Genomic DNA, 18777 nt, shown 5'->3' with positions numbered 1-18777 from the left:
TTTACAAGGCTTCCTGTTGCAGTTCCTATTTTCCAAACTCCTTCGCGGTAGAAATGATTGCGCCATCCTGCATTTCAATAGTACGGTCAGAGCGCTCTGCGAAATCATTGTCGTGCGTTACTGCTATGATCGTCTGGTTATATTCGTGCGCCAGTTGTTTAAATGTGTCAAATACGATCTGTGAATTCTTTGAATCAAGGTTTCCGGTCGGCTCATCCCCCATTATAATCAGGGGATCATTGATCAGGGCCCTGGCAATAGCGACCCTTTGTTGTTGGCCTCCTGATAACTTGGAGGCGGGTTTCAGTGCCTGATCCTGTAGTCCCAGCAGGGTCAGTTTCTGGTAAGCCCTCTCCTCTATTTCCTGCCTGGAATACTTTCCTAACCGCAATGCTGGTATCATCACATTCTTCAGACAGCTAAATTCGGGTAAAAGATAATGGAACTGAAACACAAATCCAATCTTCTCATTCCGCAGGGCGGCCAGGTTATTTTGCCTTTGGCCGGTGGTTTGCTCCCCGTGGATGTGCAATTTTCCCTCATAATCAGTATCCATCGTGCTCAAAATATACAGTAAAGTGGACTTTCCACTCCCCGATTTTCCTACCAATGTTACAAATTCTCCTCTATAAACTTTAAAAGAAATATCATTCAGCACCCTAAATTTTACCGGGTCATAAAAATACTTCCCGATATTTTCTGCTTCCAGCATGAGCTCTCTTTGCATAGTCGTAATTTTTACCGCCTGAAAATAGATACCGGGTCTACGTTTGCCGCTTTCTTTGCCGGAATATACCCGGCACCCAGGGTCACGATCAGTCCGAATATCAGCCCCCTGAAAAATACGGACCACTCAAAGCGAATAGGGAAATAACCAATATCCCCGCCCACATAGGTCCTGGACAACTGGAATACCAGCAATGCCGCCAGCAGTACACCTATCAGAATGCCGATCATGCCAATGATCATGGCCTGTTGTACAAATATGCGTACCACATCCCTGCCCCGGAAACCCATGGCTTTCAGAATGGCTATATCATTGATCTTCTGGGTGATAGTCATATTCAGGATATTGTAAATACCAAACCCGGCCACCAGCAGGATGGAGAGCGCAATGACCGTGATCATGATCCGGCGCATATTGGATGCCGCTACAAGTGTGGCATTGGCAGCTTTCCAGTCTTCTGCTTTATACCCTGTAAGGTCAGAGAACTTCGCTGAATAATTCGGGGCATTGTCCGGGTTAGTGACGGAAACATTGATATCGCTTACATAATCGGCCCCTTCCTGCAGGAGTTGCTGGGCAGCGCTGATATTGATGTAAGACTTGGTCTTATCGACCTGGGAATTGTTTGACTGGAAAAGGCCCACTACCTTCATCACCTTGGTCACATTCCTGGAAGAAGTAATGGTAATGTTATCTCCCGGGCGCACACTCATCTTTGCTGCAATACCTACTCCCAGCAGTATCCCATTAGGGGTATTCTTCAGGTCCTGGATAGAACCTTCCACTACGGTAGTTGCAATATTGAACATCTTATCAGCCTCTGCTATCCTTACACCATAGGAACTACCTGTGATCTGGGATTTGCCGTTATTGTAAAACACACTGACAGTGACCTGAGGTGTTACCATCGTTACATCCGGTTGCTGTCTTAGCAGGGATATAATTTTCTCAGGGTCTACGATCTTGTCACTCTCCGGCACTACGCTGGGATTTATGATCACAGGTATGTTGTTGCCCTTCTCTGGCAATAAAGGCAGACTCATCACCTCATCTTTATACACCCGGATATGTGCAGTACTTCTGAATACCAGCTCTGTCGATTTCTTATCAAATCCCACCATCATCGAGTTCATGAAGATGTAGATCGCAATCCCGATCGTCACCCCCAATGCCGCTACCAACGTCAACTTTTTCTTGGTGACGATGTAGGTCATGGATATTTCAGAGTTGATATTATGACGGTATCTCATCACTTATTTTTTTTCTGGTACCAGTTCATCATTTTCTGTAAGACCGCTGGTCACTTCTACCCAGTCGTTGGATATAATGCCGGTCTGAACTACGATTGCTCCTTTCCCTTTCAGCGTTACCTTATTGCCATAAGATAAATAGCTACGTGGTATGACCAGTGCATTTTTCTTTTCGCCGACAATGATGTTGGCTTCCAGTTGTGTGCCGGTGATCCTGAAATCAAGACTGTCTGTAAAGTATGCCTTTACGATGAATGACTGGCTGGAAGTTTCAAAAGCTGGCAGGATCTCATGCACAGTGCCTTTGTAAATATGTCCTTTGTTGGTATTCAACTGGATGGCGGCTTCTTCACCTACTTTTACTTTTGCCATATTGGTTTCGTCCACATTCAGGCGGGCATATATGAGCTGTGGGTTCGCGATCACGGCGATCACATCACCTTTACGTACATAATCGCCCAGTTGTTTTTTCTTCTCGTATATCTGTCCGCTGATCACCGCTTTGATCTGGTTCTGTTCCTTAATCACCTGGTTCACGTCACTCATGGAGCGCTGTGTTACTTCCTGTTGTCTCGCAGTTACCAGTTGTGTATTATACTGGTCTTCCAGTGCTTTCAGGTTGGCCTTAGAAGTAGCGAGGGTGAGCTGGGTATTTTCATATTCCAGTTTAGATACACTGTTGCTTTCCATGAGACGTTTGTACCTGTCTGCCTGCAACTGATCCAGGCGGAGTTTTTCTCTGGCAGCAGTGATATTGGCACTGATCTGTTGCAAAGCAGGCGCTGTAGGCAGGGTATTCTCTCTTGCAATGTTGTGGAGAGCGCCGGCGCTTTGTGCATTGATGATGTTCTGGCTGTTGTCAATTACTGCCAGTAGCTGACCGGCATTGACCATGTCTCCTTCTTTAAAATCCAGTTTGATGAGGTAACCATCTGTTTGTGCAGTCAGGTTGTTCTGATCATCGGCTTCGAGCACACCGGAGGCAAATACCATTTCAGTCAGGTCTTTGTGCACAGGTTTGACAGGCGCCGTTTTCTGACCACAGGCAGAAAAGATCAGGCATGCAGTGAAGATCCCAATAGTTTGCTGTATGTTCATTTGACAATATTATTAATCATGATCTTTGATTTTGCATAGTCGCTGTTAGCCTGTTGGGATACAGCATTCAGACTATTGTTCAACCAGTCGTTAAAGGCGGTGAACAGGTCCGTGGCAGAGAGAATCCCTTCTTTATAGATATTCAGGTTTTTGTAGTAGGAATCTTCTTTTAGCGCGGCGATTTCACCCGCCAGCCGGGCGCTTTTGAAAGCCTTCTGATATTCGAGCTGCAATTGCTGGTTGTTCACACTATCCTGACGGGCTGCATGTTCAAAATTATTCTTCGCTACAGCAACATTGATACGATCATAGCGTACAGCTGCCACCTTGCCTACATCCGGTATAAGCGGAATCGCGACTTTAACGCCTATATAGTTGCTGTTGATCCATCTGCTGCCATCAAAAGGATGGTTATTGGTATTCTGCTGCCATCCCAGGCTACTGAAGAGGGTCACCGTAGGGAGGAACCAGCGTTTATTGGCACGGAGGTCTGCTTCCTGATATTTTAACTGCCACTCAGATTGTAACTGGGTGAGGTAACCTGTAGCGGTAAGGCTCGCATCGAAATTACCCTGGTCAGCGGTTTCCTCAATAGAGATGGGGGTACTAGAATCAATATCACAGAGTAGTTTCAGGCTGCTGTATTGTTCTTCCAGGTTCACTTCCAGTTGTTGCAGTTTATCCTGTATGGATAGCTGGTTTGCTTTTGCATTGTTCACATCCTGCTGCCTGGCGATACCCTCCTGTTGTTTGTTCACCATGATGGTAGTGAGCGTATCTGCATTATCAAGACTTTTCTTCGTCACCTTGATCTGCCATTGATAAGACAGGATGTTATAATAAGCACCGGCCACACTTTCGTACAGGCTTTTCTTATTGAGCAGGTTCGTGGCATTTGTCACCTGTTCGCTGGCACGGGCCGTTCTGACCTGTGCCATGGAAAAGGGATTGAGGATGTCTATCTGCGGTGCAAAGTTAGCGCTGGTTACATATTGTTGTCCAAAGGTCACCTGTCTGTAGGTACCCGAAGGCCCCCCAAATATTTCTGCAGGAATAAAGGTGACACCTAGTTTGGTATTGTCGGTGCTGGTGAGATTTGCATCGCCCTTGATCTTCCATTTGTCAAGTTTTGCCGCCAGGGTCTGGTATTTATTCATCAGCACCTGTTGGGTGGCATTTTTGAAAGTGACGCTATGCGCATCAGCGTATACAAAGACTTCATTGAGCGAGCGAAAGGATAGTGTGCTCTGGGCTCCTGCTGTCAGGCTACAACTAATGAGAAAAATGATTAAAATCCGGCGCATCAGGCAATTGTTTACGACAACAAATATTCAAAACAATCAGCAACTGTAAAAATCGGGTTTGCTGAAGTAGACAAATTGGGGGATGGATTAGTCTTTTATGAGCCATTCCAGGAACTCTGTCGCCTTCTCTTTCCTGATCGTTACCGCTTCATTGTATTCCACGAGGAGATTCAATAATAGCTTCCTGCCCAAAGATTGAGAAACATCCCGGATGGCCTTTCTGTTCACCAGGTGCTGCCTGTCTGCCCGGTAAAAGCCGGGTCCTACAGTTGCTTCCAGGTCATCCAGCGGCTGACTGATAATATATTTATGTTGTTCAAAATCAATGAGGGATACCTGGCCATGCTGGATATAAAAAAGGGCGATATCTTCCGTTTTGATGGGAATGATCTTATCCCGCAAACTCACCAGCAGCCGGGAGGTAGCGGTAGGCTTTTGCAGTAATTGAATAAGGGTGTGATAATCCGGAGAAATACCCTGGCGCAGACTTTCATAATGCGCAATGGCATCATTGATCAGGCGCTGTCCATAAGGCTTCAGGATATAATCAATTCCATTATTTTTAAAAGCCTGGATGGCGTATTCATTAAAGGCGGTGCAAAAGATGACGGGGACATTGAGTTTTAACTGATGAAAGATTTCAAAACTCAGACCGTCACCTAGTTGAATATCACTGAAGACCAGCTGGCAGGTATTGGTTTCAAACCAGGCCACGGCTTGTTTTACAGAAGGGAGTATTTTTACGACGTTCCATTCTTTACGTGCGATGAGAATATAATGCAGTAATTCTTCTGCCAGGTTCTTTTCATCTTCAATGATCACTACATTCATTTGCGAATCATTTTTATACTTACACTAAATGTTTCTCCGTCGTTATCGACAGTGATGGGTTCATTATACAGGAGGCGGTATCTTTCTTTCAGGTTTTGCAGCCCTGTTTTGGAAGACGCATCCAGCAGGAATCGTGGTTGTATATTATTAGTTACCTGTAGCATAGTATCATTATTGGTAACAGATATTCTCAGTGGTTCTTCCTCTGTCATGGCATTATGTTTCACTGCATTTTCCACGAGAATAAGGATGGCGAAGTAAGGTACATAATAGTCAGAGAATTTTTTATCAATCTGTACATCGAATTGTAAGGCGGAACCGAACCTCATCTGTTGCAGGGAGATATAGTCCTTACAGAGGGCCAGTTCTTCTGCTACAGTGATGGTATCAAATCGTTTATTCTCTAACCCCAGCCGCAGAAAACTGGATAATTTCACCAGGTATTCATCTGCGATAGCGGGATCCTTCCGGATCAGGGCTTTGGCAGTACCAATGGCATTAAAAAGAAAGTGTGGATTCAGCTGGTTGACCAGTAGTTCGTACCGGGATTGGAGGTTAGCGAATTTCAGGTGTTCATTTTCAATGTCCAGTTTCTTTTTGGTCCTGTTTAATAATATAACTACGGAAATAATATATATCATGGAATTGACAGCAATGATATTTACTACCCTGTAAAGGAAAAAAGAAGTTTCGGATATAAATATGTTCAGGTTATGTCTCCTGCTTACGAAATAGGTAATAGTTGTAATGGAGATCATGAAGAATGTAGAAATGAAAAAACGGGTTTTATGCAGGCGTGTTCTTCCGATGAGCAGAATATGAAACAGCCAGGTGATAAAAATGCCGACAGAGGCGCCGGGAAAGGCGAGCCACATATGACTGATATTCACATTTCTGACCAGGTATACGGGGGTCACCAGCAGCATCGCAATGACCGGGGAGGTGGTAAGCGCCGCGCGGAATAAGGGCCAGCGTTCTTCTTTGGTAAGTTTAGTACTAATAGTGTGAATTTTATATGTGAAGATAAAATGAATTAAGTCCGGGGACAAAAATAAATCTCTATAAGAAATCCAGTGCACGACCATAGTGCTGCTTCGCTACCAATTCGTCACTAAAAGGGCACCTCAATATCCCTGGGATATTGAGGTGCCCTTTTAGTGACCTTTTAGTACCCTTAAAGTGATATAGTAATACTATATTCCAGGTGGCAATTAGTTATGCACACATGTGTTTAACTTTCTCCCCTCCATCCTCCCCAATCAAATACCTTTGTAGGGGTATCATAACGCCAAACTTCGCTGTTTATTCCTAGCCAATACCATTGTTAGGCATTAAAAATCAAGACTTTTAGAGCATGCAGAACTTTTTATCAGAATTTAAGCTACAGACCGGCTATTTAAAGTACCGTCCTGAATTAAGCAGGAAGGAAACCTGGGAAGAAGCCATCCGGGAGCGGGTCATGAAAATGCACCGTGACAAATACGCACACCTGCTTGATAACAAGGTGTTGTCGGAATACATGGATTTTGCAGAAGATGCTTATGTTGATAAACTGGTATTAGGTTCTCAGCGGGCATTACAATTTGGCGGGTTCCCCATCCTGCGTCACAACTCCAAGATGTATAACTGTCTGACCTCTTATTGCGACAGGGCTGAATTCTTCAGAGAGTCCATGTGGTGGCTGTTGAGCGGTTGTGGAGTGGGTTTTTCAGTACAGCAGCAGCATATTGCAAAACTCCCTGAATTACAGGCACGTGACAAAGGAACCAAAACCTTTATTATTGAAGACAGTATAGAAGGCTGGGCAGATGCGATTGGCGTATTGCTGGCATCCTATTTCAGGGCAGACAAAAAGTTCCAGACCTATTGGGGATATGAAGTAAGACTGGATTATTCCCTCATCAGACCCAAGGGTGCATACATCTCTTCCGGGTTCAAAGCGCCGGGTTCTGATCCGTTGAAAATAGCGATCCAGAAAATAGAAGAGATCGTAGAACAGTGGTTGAAATCACAGGGCGGTACCATGAGAAGCATTCTCGCATACGACATCGTGATGCATGCTTCAAATGCAGTACTGGCCGGTGGTGTAAGAAGAAGCGCTACCATCTGTATCTTCAGCAAGGATGACGAAGAAATGCTGAATGCCAAAACTGGTAACTGGTATATCACACAACCCCAACGTGCACGCTCTAACAACTCAGTCGCTCTCCTGAAATCAGAAACTACTTACGAAGAGTTTCAGTCCATTATGGAATCAGTAAAAGAATTTGGTGAACCTGGTTTTGTTTGGCTGGATGATCTTGAAATTCTGTACAACCCATGTGTGGAAGTAGGGATGGTACCTAAGCTGAAAACAGAAGATGGATGGGTATCCGGCTGGCAGGGATGTAACCTGACAACGGGTAACGGTGCGATGTGCAAAGATAAGAAGACGTTCCTGCGCATGTGTAAGGCGCTGGCTATCTTAGGTACATTGCAGGCAGGTTATACGACCTTCGATTATGTAGGTAGTGTAACAGAAGAGATCTTTAAAAACGAAGCCTTATTAGGTTGTGCTATATCAGGTTGGTTAGATAATCCTGATGTACTGCTGAACAAAGAAACGCTGGCAGAAGGTGTACAACTCATCAAAGATATCAACAAGGAACTCGCTGCTGTATTAGGTATCAACTATGCAGCACGTACTACCCTCAGTAAACCTGATGGTAATGGCGCTATCATTCTCGGTTCTTCATCAGGCGTAAAACCGGTGGAAGGCAAACGCTGGATCCGTTATGTACAGGTAAATCCGGATGAATACGGTGTAGAATTCTTCAAGTCACAGAATCCGGAACTGGTAGAGAAAAGTGTGTGGGATTTCAATGGTCGTGACTATGCCATCGGCTTTGCCATGGAAGCAGAACCAAAGGCCATGAGCAAGCATGATGTATATGGTGTGAAACACCTTGAGATCGTAAAGTTCATTATGGAAAACTGGGTGTATCCGGGTACCAATATAGAAAGATGTGTAATACCATCTGTACGACACAATGTTTCCAATACGATTTCAGTAGATAACTGGGAAGATGTAACTGATTATATCTATGTCAACCGTCAATACTTTGCAGGTATTTCTCTGCTGGGTATGTCTGGTTCACTGGAATACAATCAGGCGCCCTATTCAGAAGTGTTTACACCGGAGGAGCTGATCAAAATGTATGGAGATGGTGTGATCATGGCATCAGGTCTGATCGTGGATGGTCTGCATGCATTTGACCAGGATCTTTGGAAAGCCTGTATGTATGTGCTGGACAGGAACCTGCCACTGGAAGGTAGCCGTGAAAAGATCTTCTATCAGAAAGACTGGATCAGACGTGCAAAAAAGTTTGCGAAGAACTACTTTAAGAAAGATCTGAAAAAGATGACTTATGCATTGAAAGATGTGCATCGTTATTATCGCTACATGACGATCGTGAAGAATGCAAAGATGATCGACTGGAGCAAATATAAAGAGGAATTACCTGATTATGTGGATGTGAACACCCTCGGTGCGATCGCTTGTGCAGGCGGTGCGTGCGAGTTGCCACAGGCACAATTGACAGTATAGAACAGTGGCAAGCCTGCATATATAGGTTACAACAAAAAGGCCTGAGCATTGCTCAGGCCTTTTATTGGAAAAAGGGTGTATCAGTTTACCATAATGTTGGTCCTTAAAGCTATGCGATGATTCCCTTGATACAACCACCAGTTTGTGACTTGATCCACTCTATTGCGGCTTAGATTCAAATATATTACTTGATCCATTCGGCGTAAGAATCGCTGGTTTCGTACAAAACCAGTTTAACTAACTCTACATCTTCGGGGAACCCACCTTGCAGTTCCTGTTTGATATACAGGATAATGTTTTCTGCGGATGGTTCGATGTCCCAGATTTCGAGGTTTTCCAGCTCTCCCAAATTCGGATTTGCTGCCAGGTAAGCTTTGGACAGAATAAGGCGGTGATCGAATTTATCAACCACTTTTTCATTCACCAGTTTTTTCAGGTCTTTAAAGTCCATCAAAATTCCCGTGCCCCCCAGGTATCCTTCTTCAGGTGTTTTACTGCTGACAGTTACATGCAGCTTATAGGAATGCCCGTGTAAGTTCCTGCATTTACCGGCGTATCCATGCAGTGCATGTGCCGTTTCGAAGTTGAATATTTTAGTGATTTGCAACACTGATCGTTCTCAAATTTTTGCAAAGCTACTGCAAATAACAATCGACATTCATGATTTATGTCATTTTAACAAATGGGTTGATTTAAATTATCATATCCTGATGCTATATTCACAAATCTGATATACATTTCATTAATTGTAAAGTTAACACTATAGCTCCCTGGTATCACCTTACGTCTACTGGCCTGATCGATTGGACTATCGACTCCACGGTTTTTGCATCCGGTACCTGGCCCAGCCGGATCAATACGTGTGTTATGGACTTTGCCGGCACCTTACGGGCGCCTGAATGTGTGTACATGAATGGCAAATACTACCTGTACTATGCCTGTTCTACCGGTGGCCGGGCCTTATGAAGATAAAAGCGGTACCAGCCTGTTCTACCGGTGGCCTGGCCTTATGAAGATAAAAATGGTACCAGCCTGTTCTACCGGTGGCCGGGCCTTATGAAGATAAAAGCGGTACCAGCCTGTTCTACCGGTGGCCTGGCCTTATGAAGATAAAAATGGTACCAGCCTGTTCTACCGGTGGCCGGGCCTTATGAAGATAAAAGCGGTACCAGCCTGTTCTACCGGTGGCCTGGCCTTATGAAGATAAAAATGGTACCAGCCTGTTCTACCGGTGGCCGGGCCTTATGAAGATAAAAGCGGTACCAGCCTGCTCAGTGGTGGCAGAAGTACATGGTGTGATGAAGAAGATAGTTATTCAATAAGGTTTTTATTTATAATCAACAGGCCGGCGATTTCATTCTCCGGCCTAATTGTTATTTAATGCGGCAAGTGCTTCAACATTATCTTTATCCAGGTTCACAGCTCTTTCAAAACATTTATTCCCTTCTTTCATTTTGCCTTCATCTTTGTATGCCTTTCCTAACAAATACCAGCTATAAGAATCGGCCGGGTATTTTATTACTACATCTTTTGCTACACGCACTGCCTCTTCATTCCGTTTTAATTGTATCAACATTGCTACTGCACTGTTCCAATCTTTACTATCAAATTGGGCTGTATCTATATCAATATAATTTTTCAGGCAGTAAAAAGCGGGGATATATTCTTTATTTACGCCTTCTAAAATTTTAGCTGCCTGCGCTTCTCTACCTGCCAGTATATTCGCCATGGCTATTTTGGACTGCATCCCTTTCCATCCTTCCAGCATTGTAGTGGCCTGTTCCAGCAATGCGATTCCTTTTCCCATATTCCCTTTTTTCAATTGAAAGATGGCCTGATTCAACCTGATCCTCCCATAATGAAAACTCAATAACCTGCTCAGGTCTTCAAAAGGAGTCAATGAATGATCAACTCTTACATCTATCTGGTTGTACCATTCATTGTGCGTGCCTTTTACCATCAACGCCGCAGATTGTTTGCCGGTGATCATACCACCCGCCTGTTGTCCTGCCACTAATGCTGCCAACAGACGTTCTGCCAGGGTGCCTTTAGTCCGTTCAAATACGCTGCCCATACTATCCAGCACACCGGCTGCCAGTTGATTACCTATTACTACATAGTTCTTACCGCTTTTTGCACCCGCTATTCCTTTCCAGTAATTCAATTCTTTTCCAACATATGCATAAGTATTTCCTTCTTTATCAATCCCGGCCACCTGTCTCAATCCGGCATCTTCATCATGTGCGCTTGTATATTCAATAGCTTCTTTTAATGGCATTTTTTTCAACTGCGCCAATCCATTTATACCATATGCCGGTTCCGTCTCCGCAATCACAGAAAACGCGCCCACTCCCGGCTCAATATAAATAGTGGAATTTCCCACATAAATATTATTCGTGGCCACCGCAATTCCCCACTCCGCAGCAGCAGGATCATAGGCCGTAATTGAAAAGGTGGCATTGATATCCTTATTTAGTAAGAGAGCCGGCAAATTTTGTCCGAATCCAGGGATGGTCAACAAAAGGAAAATTATAGTTCTCATACCTGAACAAAGTATCCATTTTATAAAAAAGGTTGCATCCTCACCGCACCTTTATTTATCATCACGCTATTCTTCATCAGCCCACCGTCAACTTCCCCACATCCACCCACCTACAAATCAAATATTCTATAATTTATAATTCCTTTACCAATGAGGCTACCGCCGGTCACTTTCTACTTGCAGATTCAGTTTCTTTCCTCACATTTGATTCAAGTAATGCGTAATAATTCCCTATCAGCCTAATGCCCAACTTTCATGCGTCTGATTATTAAAAAAATCCTGAAAAGGACAGCTTTACCGCTGTACCTGAAATTCCGCGGCATCTGCTATCGTGGCACAAATGTAACCTGCCCTTGCTGCAATCATTCGTTCACTCGTTTTCTCCCTCTCGGCGTTGACAGACGCCCGGGACAATGTCCGCGTTGCCGCTCCAATGAACGCGATCGCGCACTCTGGCTCTACCTGCATCGACATCCGGGATTTATTGCGCCTGGTAAGAAATTGCTTCATGTTGGTCCTGAAACAATTTTCTACAATTATTTCACAAAGATCAAAGGGCTACAATACACGCCGGCAGACAAATTCGCCCGGATGTTTGAAAGCACTTACCCTGCAGACACTATCTATCTGGACATCACAAACATGCCCGAAATTCCCGACAATACGTATGATGTGATCCTCTGTAGCCACGTGCTGGAATATATTCACGACGATGAACGGGCCATGCGCGAACTACGCCGGGTACTCAAACCCAATGGTACTGCACTCATCCAGGTGCCAGTCAGACATGGTATGAAATCTACCTACCAGGATGATTCCATTACCTCTCCCGCACAGAGAGCTATCGCATTCGGAGATCCGGGGCATATCCGGTTCTATGGAGAAGACTATGCCGACAAACTGGCTTTACAGGGCTTTAAACCTGATTTCATTCCTTTTACAACACTGTTCACAGCAGAAGAGATCAGGCGTTATGGCCTTGTGAAAAATGATGAATTTCAACTGACCTGCAAAGGGGAATTGTACCAACAACTCGCCGGTGTACCCTTATTGCTGCTTTCTATGCTCGCCTGATATAAGCAAGTAACATCGCGTAGGGCGATGTTACTTTTTCTCATTATCCGCAACTAATCATATTTCACCTTTTATGACTGCGGATATACTTCCCCTCTGGCCGTTATATTCGTTAGCCACTTAAACCTTTATAATGAAACGTTTTGTTAAACACCTTGCTGTTTCTCTCACTTTTTCCTGTACAGCACATGTTTTACACGCGCAGACCAACTGGCAGCTACAACCTGTAGCCCTGCAAACCCGCTGGGCCAAACTGGTATCTCCCACGAACGCACTGCCTGAATATCCACGTCCCCAGATGGTCCGTGACAACTGGCAAAACCTGAACGGACTATGGGAATACGCCATTACTGACAAAGACGCTACAAAGCCTGTAATTTTTGCCGGAGAGATCCTGGTGCCTTATCCTATCGAATCGGCATTATCGGGCGTTAAAAAGGCTGTATTGCCCTCGCAACGGCTTTGGTACAGACGTACCCTGCCCCCTATTTCACGGCTTGAAGGAAAACGGATCCTCCTCCACTTCGGCGCCGTGGACTGGCAAAGCACCGTCTATGTGAATGGTAAACAAGCCGGTACCCACTCCGGTGGCTACCAGAACTTTACTTACGACATCACCCGCCTGCTGAAAGAACGCGACAATGAAATACTGGTAAGCGTATGGGATCCTTCTGACCAGGGCATCAATCCCCATGGCAAACAGGTTCTGGCTCCCAAAGGCATCCGCTACACGGCTACCACCGGCATCTGGCAAACTGTATGGCTCGAAACCGTACCTGACACCTACATCTCATCTCTCGTGGTTACGCCTGATGTAGACGGCGGTTTCCTTTCCCTCACCGTCAAAACCGGTGGCATGACTGGAACCTATAAGGTAGCGGCATTCGCCAGCACCAATGGCAAAATTATCAGCTCCGTCAAAGGTAAAACCAATGAAACCATCAAAATCCCTGTTCCCAAAGCACACCTGTGGAGCCCGGAAGATCCTTTTCTCTATGACCTCTCTGTAAAACTCATTCAGAATGGGGATACTTCCGATGTCGTTTCTTCCTATTTCGGCATGCGCAAAATCGCTGTCAAAAAAGATCCAAAAGGACAGGAAAGGATTTACCTGAATGATAAATATACCTACAACCTTGGTGTACTCGACCAGGGTTTCTGGCCGGATGGTCTTTATACCGCACCTACTGACGATGCCCTCCGCTTTGACATCGAAGCCATCAAAGCCATGGGATTCAACACCATCCGTAAGCACATCAAAATAGAACCAGCCCGGTGGTACTATTACGCTGATAAGTTAGGCATGCTCGTTTGGCAGGATATGGTGACCTGCGCCAGTCTGAAACCTGAAGCAAAGGAAGCTTTTGAAAAAGAAAGCGCTGCTAACGTAGCCCAACTTTACAATCATCCTTCCATCATTTCATGGGTACTCTTCAATGAAGGCTGGTTTACCTACGATCAGCTCCGCCTGACCAAATGGCTGAAGAGCACAGATCCTACCCGTCTTGTAAACGGTCATACCGGCGAAAACTACGAGATGGATGGACAAGAAGTTGCAGAAAAATGGGCCAATGCCGACTTTGCAGACGTCCATGACTACCCGGGTCCCGGTATTGCTCCGGCTCTACCCGGCAAAGCAAGGGTATTGGGTGAATGGGGTGGCATCGGTGTACCTGTCAAAAACCATGAATGGGATGCTGTAGCCGGTTGGGGATATGTAAAGATCACGCCTGCAGAGTTAAGTTCCCGCTATGCCTCCATGGTTAAAAAACTAAAAGAATACGAAACACAGGGCCAGTCTGGCTCCATATACACTGAACCCTACGATGTAGAAATTGAGGAAAATGGCCTCATGACTTACGATCGTGAGATCATCAAAGTGCCGCTCGATACCCTGCGTAAAATACACGCCGCCTTTATTCCACAGACATTCAATATGGATCTGGGGCTTAAAAATGCAGATACGACTTCTATACCCGATCCATTCCGCCCGCAATTCCTCGCTATACTGGAAATGGAAGCTGATGCGAAAAAGACGCACGACTGGCAGCCGATGACGGAAAGCGTGACCGACTACCTGAACAAAGGCGGTACCAGCTTCTCCCCTACCAAAATCAGTAGCATGGCGCAAAAGGTATTCAATGGCACAGCCGATACTGTCTTATTAAACCAGGCCCTGAAATGGATGGAAAGAGTGGTGGAGATAGAAAGGAATACGTTTACCATGGGTACTTATGCGAACCTGTTGTATAGGCTGGGAGATAAGGAAAATGCCCTGAAATGGATGGTAAAATCAGTGGAACTGGCGCATGAGGAAGAGATACCGGAGTATCAGGCGATTTATGACAAGATGAAGAAAGGCGAAAAAACATGGAAATAAAGGGGATGTTCTATAAGGTTTGTTCGATGCTTCTATAAGCTTTCTTCGACCTTTCTATAAGCTCTGTTCGATGCTTGTTCGACGCTTCTTCGATGCTTCTATAATTGAAAAGACCCGGCTGTATAAGCCGGGTCTTCTTAATTATTTCCTTTTCTTCTTTAGTTATTTCCTTTTCTTCTTGGCCCCTCTTGTCTTAGGCTTACCATATTTCATCTGCATCTTCTCCTTATGGGAGATCTTTACATTCACTTTCTTGTTCTTTTCCTTCTTCTCATGGAAAGCAGGTCCATAAGTTTCCAGCTTGGGTAATGCCACCAGGAAGTTCTTCATCTTCACCTCCGGCTTTTCATCATCTGTCAGTACATCAGAGATTTCCAGCTCTTCCGGCAATGGTTCCAAAGGAATCTCATAATTCATCAAGGTCTGAATTCTTTCCAATGCCTCTTTCTCACGTTCTGTATGGAAAATGATAGACTTACCATGCTTGTCCGCACGACCGGTACGACCAATCCGGTGCAGGTAGCTCTCCGGTACCTCAGGTACATCAAAGTTCAGCACATGACTCACATCCTCAATATCAATACCTCTCGCGATGATATCTGTTGCAATCAGGAAGCGGTATTCGCCTGATTTGAATTTCTTTACCGTATTAAAACGATGGTTCTGCTCCTTATTGGAGTGAATGACACCCACCCGCTCAGGAAACTTCGTTTCTAACTGTTCATACAGCTGGTTGGCCAGTTCTTTGGTAGCGGCAAAGATCAGCACCTTGCTCATCTCCTCTCGTGTTTTCAGCAGCAGTTCCAGCAGGTTCACCTTCGTATTGAAGTTCGGTACCGCGTACCCTGTCTGACTGATATTCTCACGTGGCGTACCCACAGGTGCAGCTTCTATCGTTACCGGTGCATTGAAGTACACCTCCATCAGATCCTCTACTTCCGGGGTAATAGTCGCCGAAAAAAGCAGGTTTTGCCTTTTAGCCGGCAGTAAATCCAGGATATGTTTCAGTTGCGGACGAAAACCAAGGTTCAGCATTTCATCCACCTCATCGATCACCAGTCGCTTAATAGCTTTCAGTTTCAATGCACCACTCAGCACCAGGTCTACCAACCGGCCAGGGGTCGCTACTACCACATCCAGTTTTTCATTGGCTGTCACCATCTGTGGGTTCATATTCACCCCACCAAAAAATCCGGCGACCTCCACATTCATATAGGGTGTCAGCTTCTTTACCGCCTCCACTACCTGGGTAACCAGCTCGCGGGTAGGCACTACTACCAGGATCTGGGCATAGCGCTCTTTGGAAAACTTCCACTGCCGCAAAGCCGGCAGCAGGTAAGCAAAGGTTTTACCCGTACCGGTCTGTGCAATGCCACATACGTCCTGACCGGACATGACCACAGAAAAGGCCTTCGCCTGAATGGTGGTGGGCGTTGTATAGCCCAGGTCACTCAGGGCATTCAATAAAGGCTTGCTGAGGTTTAGTTCATCAAAAGTCATAATTCGATTCAAAATGAACCGCAAAGGTACTGAATCTATTTCTTCTGATAACTTCCGGCCAATTTCACGAGGGATTCCGGATCATCCGTAATGATTCCATCTACGCCCAGGTCTATCATCTTTTGCATTTCCTGCGGGTCATTTACCGTCCAGGGCAATACCTGCACCTTCTTGTTGTGGGCGGTGGTGACCAGGTCCTTGTTTACCAGCGCGGAATAAGGACTGTAGATGTCCGGGGTAAAGCCTAACTTCTCAATATTCGTATCGAAACTGTCCTTTCCGTATACCAGCAGTGCGAGTCTTTGTTTTGGGTATAGTTTGTGGATCACCTGCAAGGTCCGGATGTCAAAAGATTGTATGGTCACCCTGTTCTGGATACCTTTGTCCCTGATCACCTTCATCATCAGCGCCACAAACTCATCCGGCGCCGGGTGAAAAGTGCCATCCCCGTCAGGAGAGCACTTGGTCTCCATGTTGTAATACACCGGCTTCAGGTGATGCGCTTTTACGTAAGCTTCCACGCTGTCAATCAGTTCGGACAACAGCGGTTTATACGTTTTCATCTTCACCTGCTTTGGAAAGTCTTTATGTGGTTTGGTACCGGCATCATATTTCCGGATGCTGTCATATGGCATGGTGTACAACTTGTAGGATAGTTCACCGGCCTTTTCGATATCCTTTCCTTCCGGGGTCCGCATAAAGTCAGCCGACATATACAGATCGTGCGACACGACTACCTTCTTATCTTCAGAGATCACACAATCCAGTTCCAGTGTCCGCGCACCCAGATCTATCGCATGCTTCATAGCAGGAATGGTATTTTCCGGCATCAAAGCACGTCCGCCTCTATGTGCCTGCACATCAATCTGTGCAGCTGCTCCCAGGGAAGCCAGCATCAAAAAACTACCTAATAACCTTTTCATAGTTTTATTTTAAAATCCACATTATACCATTGATGTCGTCTACATTGCCGTATTGTACGATCGCTGCATTGTAATTGGCTGTATTTGCAGACTGATCCTGTGACAGGTACTTATAGCGCATAGCGACCATGTTGTTGTTACCATTTCCTACACCGGTGCTGAAGGTGGGTACTTTCGTTCTTCTCCAGTTAAAATACGGCTCTAAACCACTGTTACAAAAGAAAGCAATATACTTCTGCTGTAGTATTTCTGTTAACCCATCATCATTATTTCCTGCATATTTAACATTGGATTGTGCATAGTAATTTTCGAAATTCACATTCACAGTTGATTGTACATAAGGGCCCGTGATAGGTATGCCCAGTGGCAGTGAATAAGCTGTCATCGCACCTGCCTCAGGTACGCCATAAAAGCTCCAGGATGCTTTAATACCTGCTTTGTAGTAGGCTTCTGCATCTCCTGCCACCCAGCCTCTATTGATACCTTCTGCAATGTTGAAGCACATTTCGATATATCCAATGATAAAAGTATTCTCTGCGGTATAACCTGAATAATACCTCCATCTGTTGATATAGCTGATCACGCCGGCACCATTCTGCGTAGCCAATACACCCATATCTGCACCAATATCCCCACCTTTAAAGGAAGAAAAATCAGTAGGACTGCCACCGGAAGATACAACACCCGGCGCAGGATCTGTGGTAACAAATACCCTTGGATCTTTCAGGGTGGTCAAAAGTCCTACGTAGGTAGATGCACTGTTGTTCAAAGAACCATTCGCAAAGGATTCCTTGTTCAACGGATACTTATTGGTTGGGTTCAGCCATACATATTGCAGATTGTCGGACATGCTGGTCATGATCGGATAGCTGGCAGGATTATTTACAATCGTTGCAAACCGCTCAGGTATTCTCAGGTCTTCGTCTGTATTGGCTTTTTTGCTTAAGTGAATCAGTAATCTTAATTCATACGTGTTCACTACCTTCTGCCATTGTTTCAGGTTATTGGAGAAATACATATCGCCCGATAACGTTTTATCATTTGCTGCGATTAAGGCGGCGAGATCTGTATTGGCGCTATCCAGCCAGTTCAGACATTGGCTGAATACCGTCTTCTGATCATCGTATTTTGGTTTCAGGTTGGTGGCGCCTTCCAATGCATCCGTCATGGGAATATCACCCATTTCAAGACTCATCTTCGCAAAGAAATAGGCCCTGAAAAATTTACCCAATGCGGCATAGGGATTCTTCGCAGCCGCACCAGCCACCAATGCCTGTTTTTCCATATTGACTACATTCGTCAGGTTCAGGTACAGGTTATCACCCGATCCGAAGTTATACTGGTTATTACCAAAGTAAGAGTTATTCTGTAACTGGTACTGACTGATCCTGTCCAGTTGTCCGCCCGGTGCATCGACAATACCGGCCAGCAACCCATTGAATAATAAGGAGGCCTGTACTGAGGTAGGCTTGTTATTATTCACATACAGATCTTCGAAACTTTTTTTACAACTGCTCATACCAATGATAGCAGCTGCGAATATGATGAGCTTTTTCATCCTT

At 45.1% G+C, this 18777-nt stretch carries 14 protein-coding genes; 3 read left to right on the top strand and 11 right to left on the bottom strand.

Going from position 1 to position 18777, the window contains the following annotated elements:
- Nucleotides 1–25: 25 nt before the first annotated feature.
- The 6 genes from SIO70_RS13975 to SIO70_RS13950 all read right to left on the bottom strand — a co-directional run bounded on the left by SIO70_RS13975 (nucleotide 26) and on the right by SIO70_RS13950 (nucleotide 6259).
- The gene (locus tag SIO70_RS13975) at nucleotides 26–727 is read right to left on the bottom strand and encodes an ABC transporter ATP-binding protein (RefSeq protein ID WP_320581474.1); all 702 of its coding nucleotides are present in this window, start codon (nucleotides 725–727) and stop codon (nucleotides 26–28) included.
- A gap of 11 nt (nucleotides 728–738) precedes the next feature.
- Nucleotides 739–1977, bottom strand: a complete 1239-nt coding sequence (locus SIO70_RS13970) for an ABC transporter permease (RefSeq protein ID WP_320581473.1) — start codon at nucleotides 1975–1977, stop codon at nucleotides 739–741.
- A 3-nt stretch (nucleotides 1978–1980) separates the two neighbouring features.
- Entirely contained in the window at nucleotides 1981–3075 is a 1095-nt protein-coding gene (locus SIO70_RS13965) for an efflux RND transporter periplasmic adaptor subunit (protein ID WP_320581472.1), read from the bottom strand.
- Complete coding sequence (locus tag SIO70_RS13960) at nucleotides 3072–4379, bottom strand: TolC family protein (RefSeq protein ID WP_320581471.1); 1308 nt, start codon at nucleotides 4377–4379, stop codon at nucleotides 3072–3074. The genes SIO70_RS13965 and SIO70_RS13960 overlap by 4 nt, the downstream gene beginning before the upstream one ends.
- A gap of 87 nt (nucleotides 4380–4466) precedes the next feature.
- A complete protein-coding gene (locus tag SIO70_RS13955; protein WP_320581470.1) occupies nucleotides 4467–5210 on the bottom strand; it encodes a LytTR family DNA-binding domain-containing protein in 744 nt (247 codons plus the stop codon).
- Nucleotides 5207–6259: a sensor histidine kinase gene (locus SIO70_RS13950; protein ID WP_320581469.1), complete on the bottom strand. Its 1053-nt coding sequence runs from the start codon at nucleotides 6257–6259 to the stop codon at nucleotides 5207–5209. Before SIO70_RS13950 ends, SIO70_RS13955 begins: the two co-directional genes overlap by 4 nt.
- A gap of 305 nt (nucleotides 6260–6564) precedes the next feature.
- On the opposite strand from SIO70_RS13950, the gene SIO70_RS13945 reads away from it, so the two are divergent.
- Nucleotides 6565–8796, top strand: coding sequence for a hypothetical protein (locus SIO70_RS13945; protein WP_320581468.1), 2232 nt, complete (start codon nucleotides 6565–6567; stop codon nucleotides 8794–8796).
- Between the two features lie 184 nt (nucleotides 8797–8980).
- Here SIO70_RS13945 and SIO70_RS13940 read toward each other — a convergent pair whose 3' ends face one another.
- Nucleotides 8981–9406, bottom strand: a complete 426-nt coding sequence (locus SIO70_RS13940) for a 6-carboxytetrahydropterin synthase (RefSeq protein ID WP_320581467.1) — start codon at nucleotides 9404–9406, stop codon at nucleotides 8981–8983.
- Nucleotides 9407–10162: 756 nt separating this feature from the next.
- The gene (locus tag SIO70_RS13935; RefSeq protein ID WP_320581466.1) at nucleotides 10163–11338 is read right to left on the bottom strand and encodes a DUF1028 domain-containing protein; all 1176 of its coding nucleotides are present in this window, start codon (nucleotides 11336–11338) and stop codon (nucleotides 10163–10165) included.
- A gap of 255 nt (nucleotides 11339–11593) precedes the next feature.
- On the opposite strand from SIO70_RS13935, the gene SIO70_RS13930 reads away from it, so the two are divergent.
- Together SIO70_RS13930 and SIO70_RS13925 are read left to right on the top strand one after the other, a co-directional pair.
- The gene (locus SIO70_RS13930; protein ID WP_320581465.1) at nucleotides 11594–12412 is read left to right on the top strand and encodes a class I SAM-dependent methyltransferase; all 819 of its coding nucleotides are present in this window, start codon (nucleotides 11594–11596) and stop codon (nucleotides 12410–12412) included.
- Between the two features lie 133 nt (nucleotides 12413–12545).
- Nucleotides 12546–14792: a glycoside hydrolase family 2 protein gene (locus SIO70_RS13925; protein ID WP_320581464.1), complete on the top strand. Its 2247-nt coding sequence runs from the start codon at nucleotides 12546–12548 to the stop codon at nucleotides 14790–14792.
- A gap of 162 nt (nucleotides 14793–14954) precedes the next feature.
- Here SIO70_RS13925 and SIO70_RS13920 read toward each other — a convergent pair whose 3' ends face one another.
- Genes SIO70_RS13920 through SIO70_RS13910 form a run of 3 tightly spaced genes read right to left on the bottom strand, consistent with a single transcriptional unit; the run spans nucleotide 14955 to nucleotide 18773 of the window.
- On the bottom strand, nucleotides 14955–16292 hold the full coding sequence (locus SIO70_RS13920; RefSeq protein WP_320581463.1) for a DEAD/DEAH box helicase: 1338 nt from the start codon (nucleotides 16290–16292) through the stop codon (nucleotides 14955–14957).
- A 35-nt stretch (nucleotides 16293–16327) separates the two neighbouring features.
- Nucleotides 16328–17215, bottom strand: coding sequence for a glycerophosphodiester phosphodiesterase family protein (locus SIO70_RS13915; protein WP_320581462.1), 888 nt, complete (start codon nucleotides 17213–17215; stop codon nucleotides 16328–16330).
- Between the two features lie 4 nt (nucleotides 17216–17219).
- Nucleotides 17220–18773, bottom strand: a complete 1554-nt coding sequence (locus SIO70_RS13910; RefSeq protein WP_320581461.1) for a SusD/RagB family nutrient-binding outer membrane lipoprotein — start codon at nucleotides 18771–18773, stop codon at nucleotides 17220–17222.
- Nucleotides 18774–18777 lie beyond the last annotated feature (4 nt).

Origin of the sequence: Chitinophaga sancti (assembly GCF_034087045.1) — a bacterium.
Lineage (GTDB): Bacteria > Bacteroidota > Bacteroidia > Chitinophagales > Chitinophagaceae > Chitinophaga > Chitinophaga sancti_B.
The sequence above is the reverse complement of the archived record's forward strand: the minus strand, read 5'-3'. Positions and strand labels throughout refer to the sequence as shown.

Excerpts from the sequence above, each read along its gene's own strand:
- SIO70_RS13975 (WP_320581474.1), bottom strand. The coding sequence starts at position 727 with ATGCAAAGAGAGCTCATGCTGGAAGCAGAAAATATCGGGAAGTATTTT.
- SIO70_RS13920 (WP_320581463.1), bottom strand. The coding sequence starts at position 16,292 with ATGACTTTTGATGAACTAAACCTCAGCAAGCCTTTATTGAATGCCCTG.
- SIO70_RS13930 (WP_320581465.1), top strand. The coding sequence starts at position 11,594 with ATGCGTCTGATTATTAAAAAAATCCTGAAAAGGACAGCTTTACCGCTG.
- SIO70_RS13945 (WP_320581468.1), top strand. The coding sequence starts at position 6,565 with ATGCAGAACTTTTTATCAGAATTTAAGCTACAGACCGGCTATTTAAAG.
- SIO70_RS13960 (WP_320581471.1), bottom strand. The coding sequence starts at position 4,379 with ATGCGCCGGATTTTAATCATTTTTCTCATTAGTTGTAGCCTGACAGCA.
- SIO70_RS13925 (WP_320581464.1), top strand. The coding sequence starts at position 12,546 with ATGAAACGTTTTGTTAAACACCTTGCTGTTTCTCTCACTTTTTCCTGT.
- SIO70_RS13915 (WP_320581462.1), bottom strand. The coding sequence starts at position 17,215 with ATGAAAAGGTTATTAGGTAGTTTTTTGATGCTGGCTTCCCTGGGAGCA.
- SIO70_RS13970 (WP_320581473.1), bottom strand. The coding sequence starts at position 1,977 with ATGAGATACCGTCATAATATCAACTCTGAAATATCCATGACCTACATC.
- SIO70_RS13910 (WP_320581461.1), bottom strand. The coding sequence starts at position 18,773 with ATGAAAAAGCTCATCATATTCGCAGCTGCTATCATTGGTATGAGCAGT.
- SIO70_RS13965 (WP_320581472.1), bottom strand. The coding sequence starts at position 3,075 with ATGAACATACAGCAAACTATTGGGATCTTCACTGCATGCCTGATCTTT.
- SIO70_RS13955 (WP_320581470.1), bottom strand. The coding sequence starts at position 5,210 with ATGAATGTAGTGATCATTGAAGATGAAAAGAACCTGGCAGAAGAATTA.
- SIO70_RS13935 (WP_320581466.1), bottom strand. The coding sequence starts at position 11,338 with ATGAGAACTATAATTTTCCTTTTGTTGACCATCCCTGGATTCGGACAA.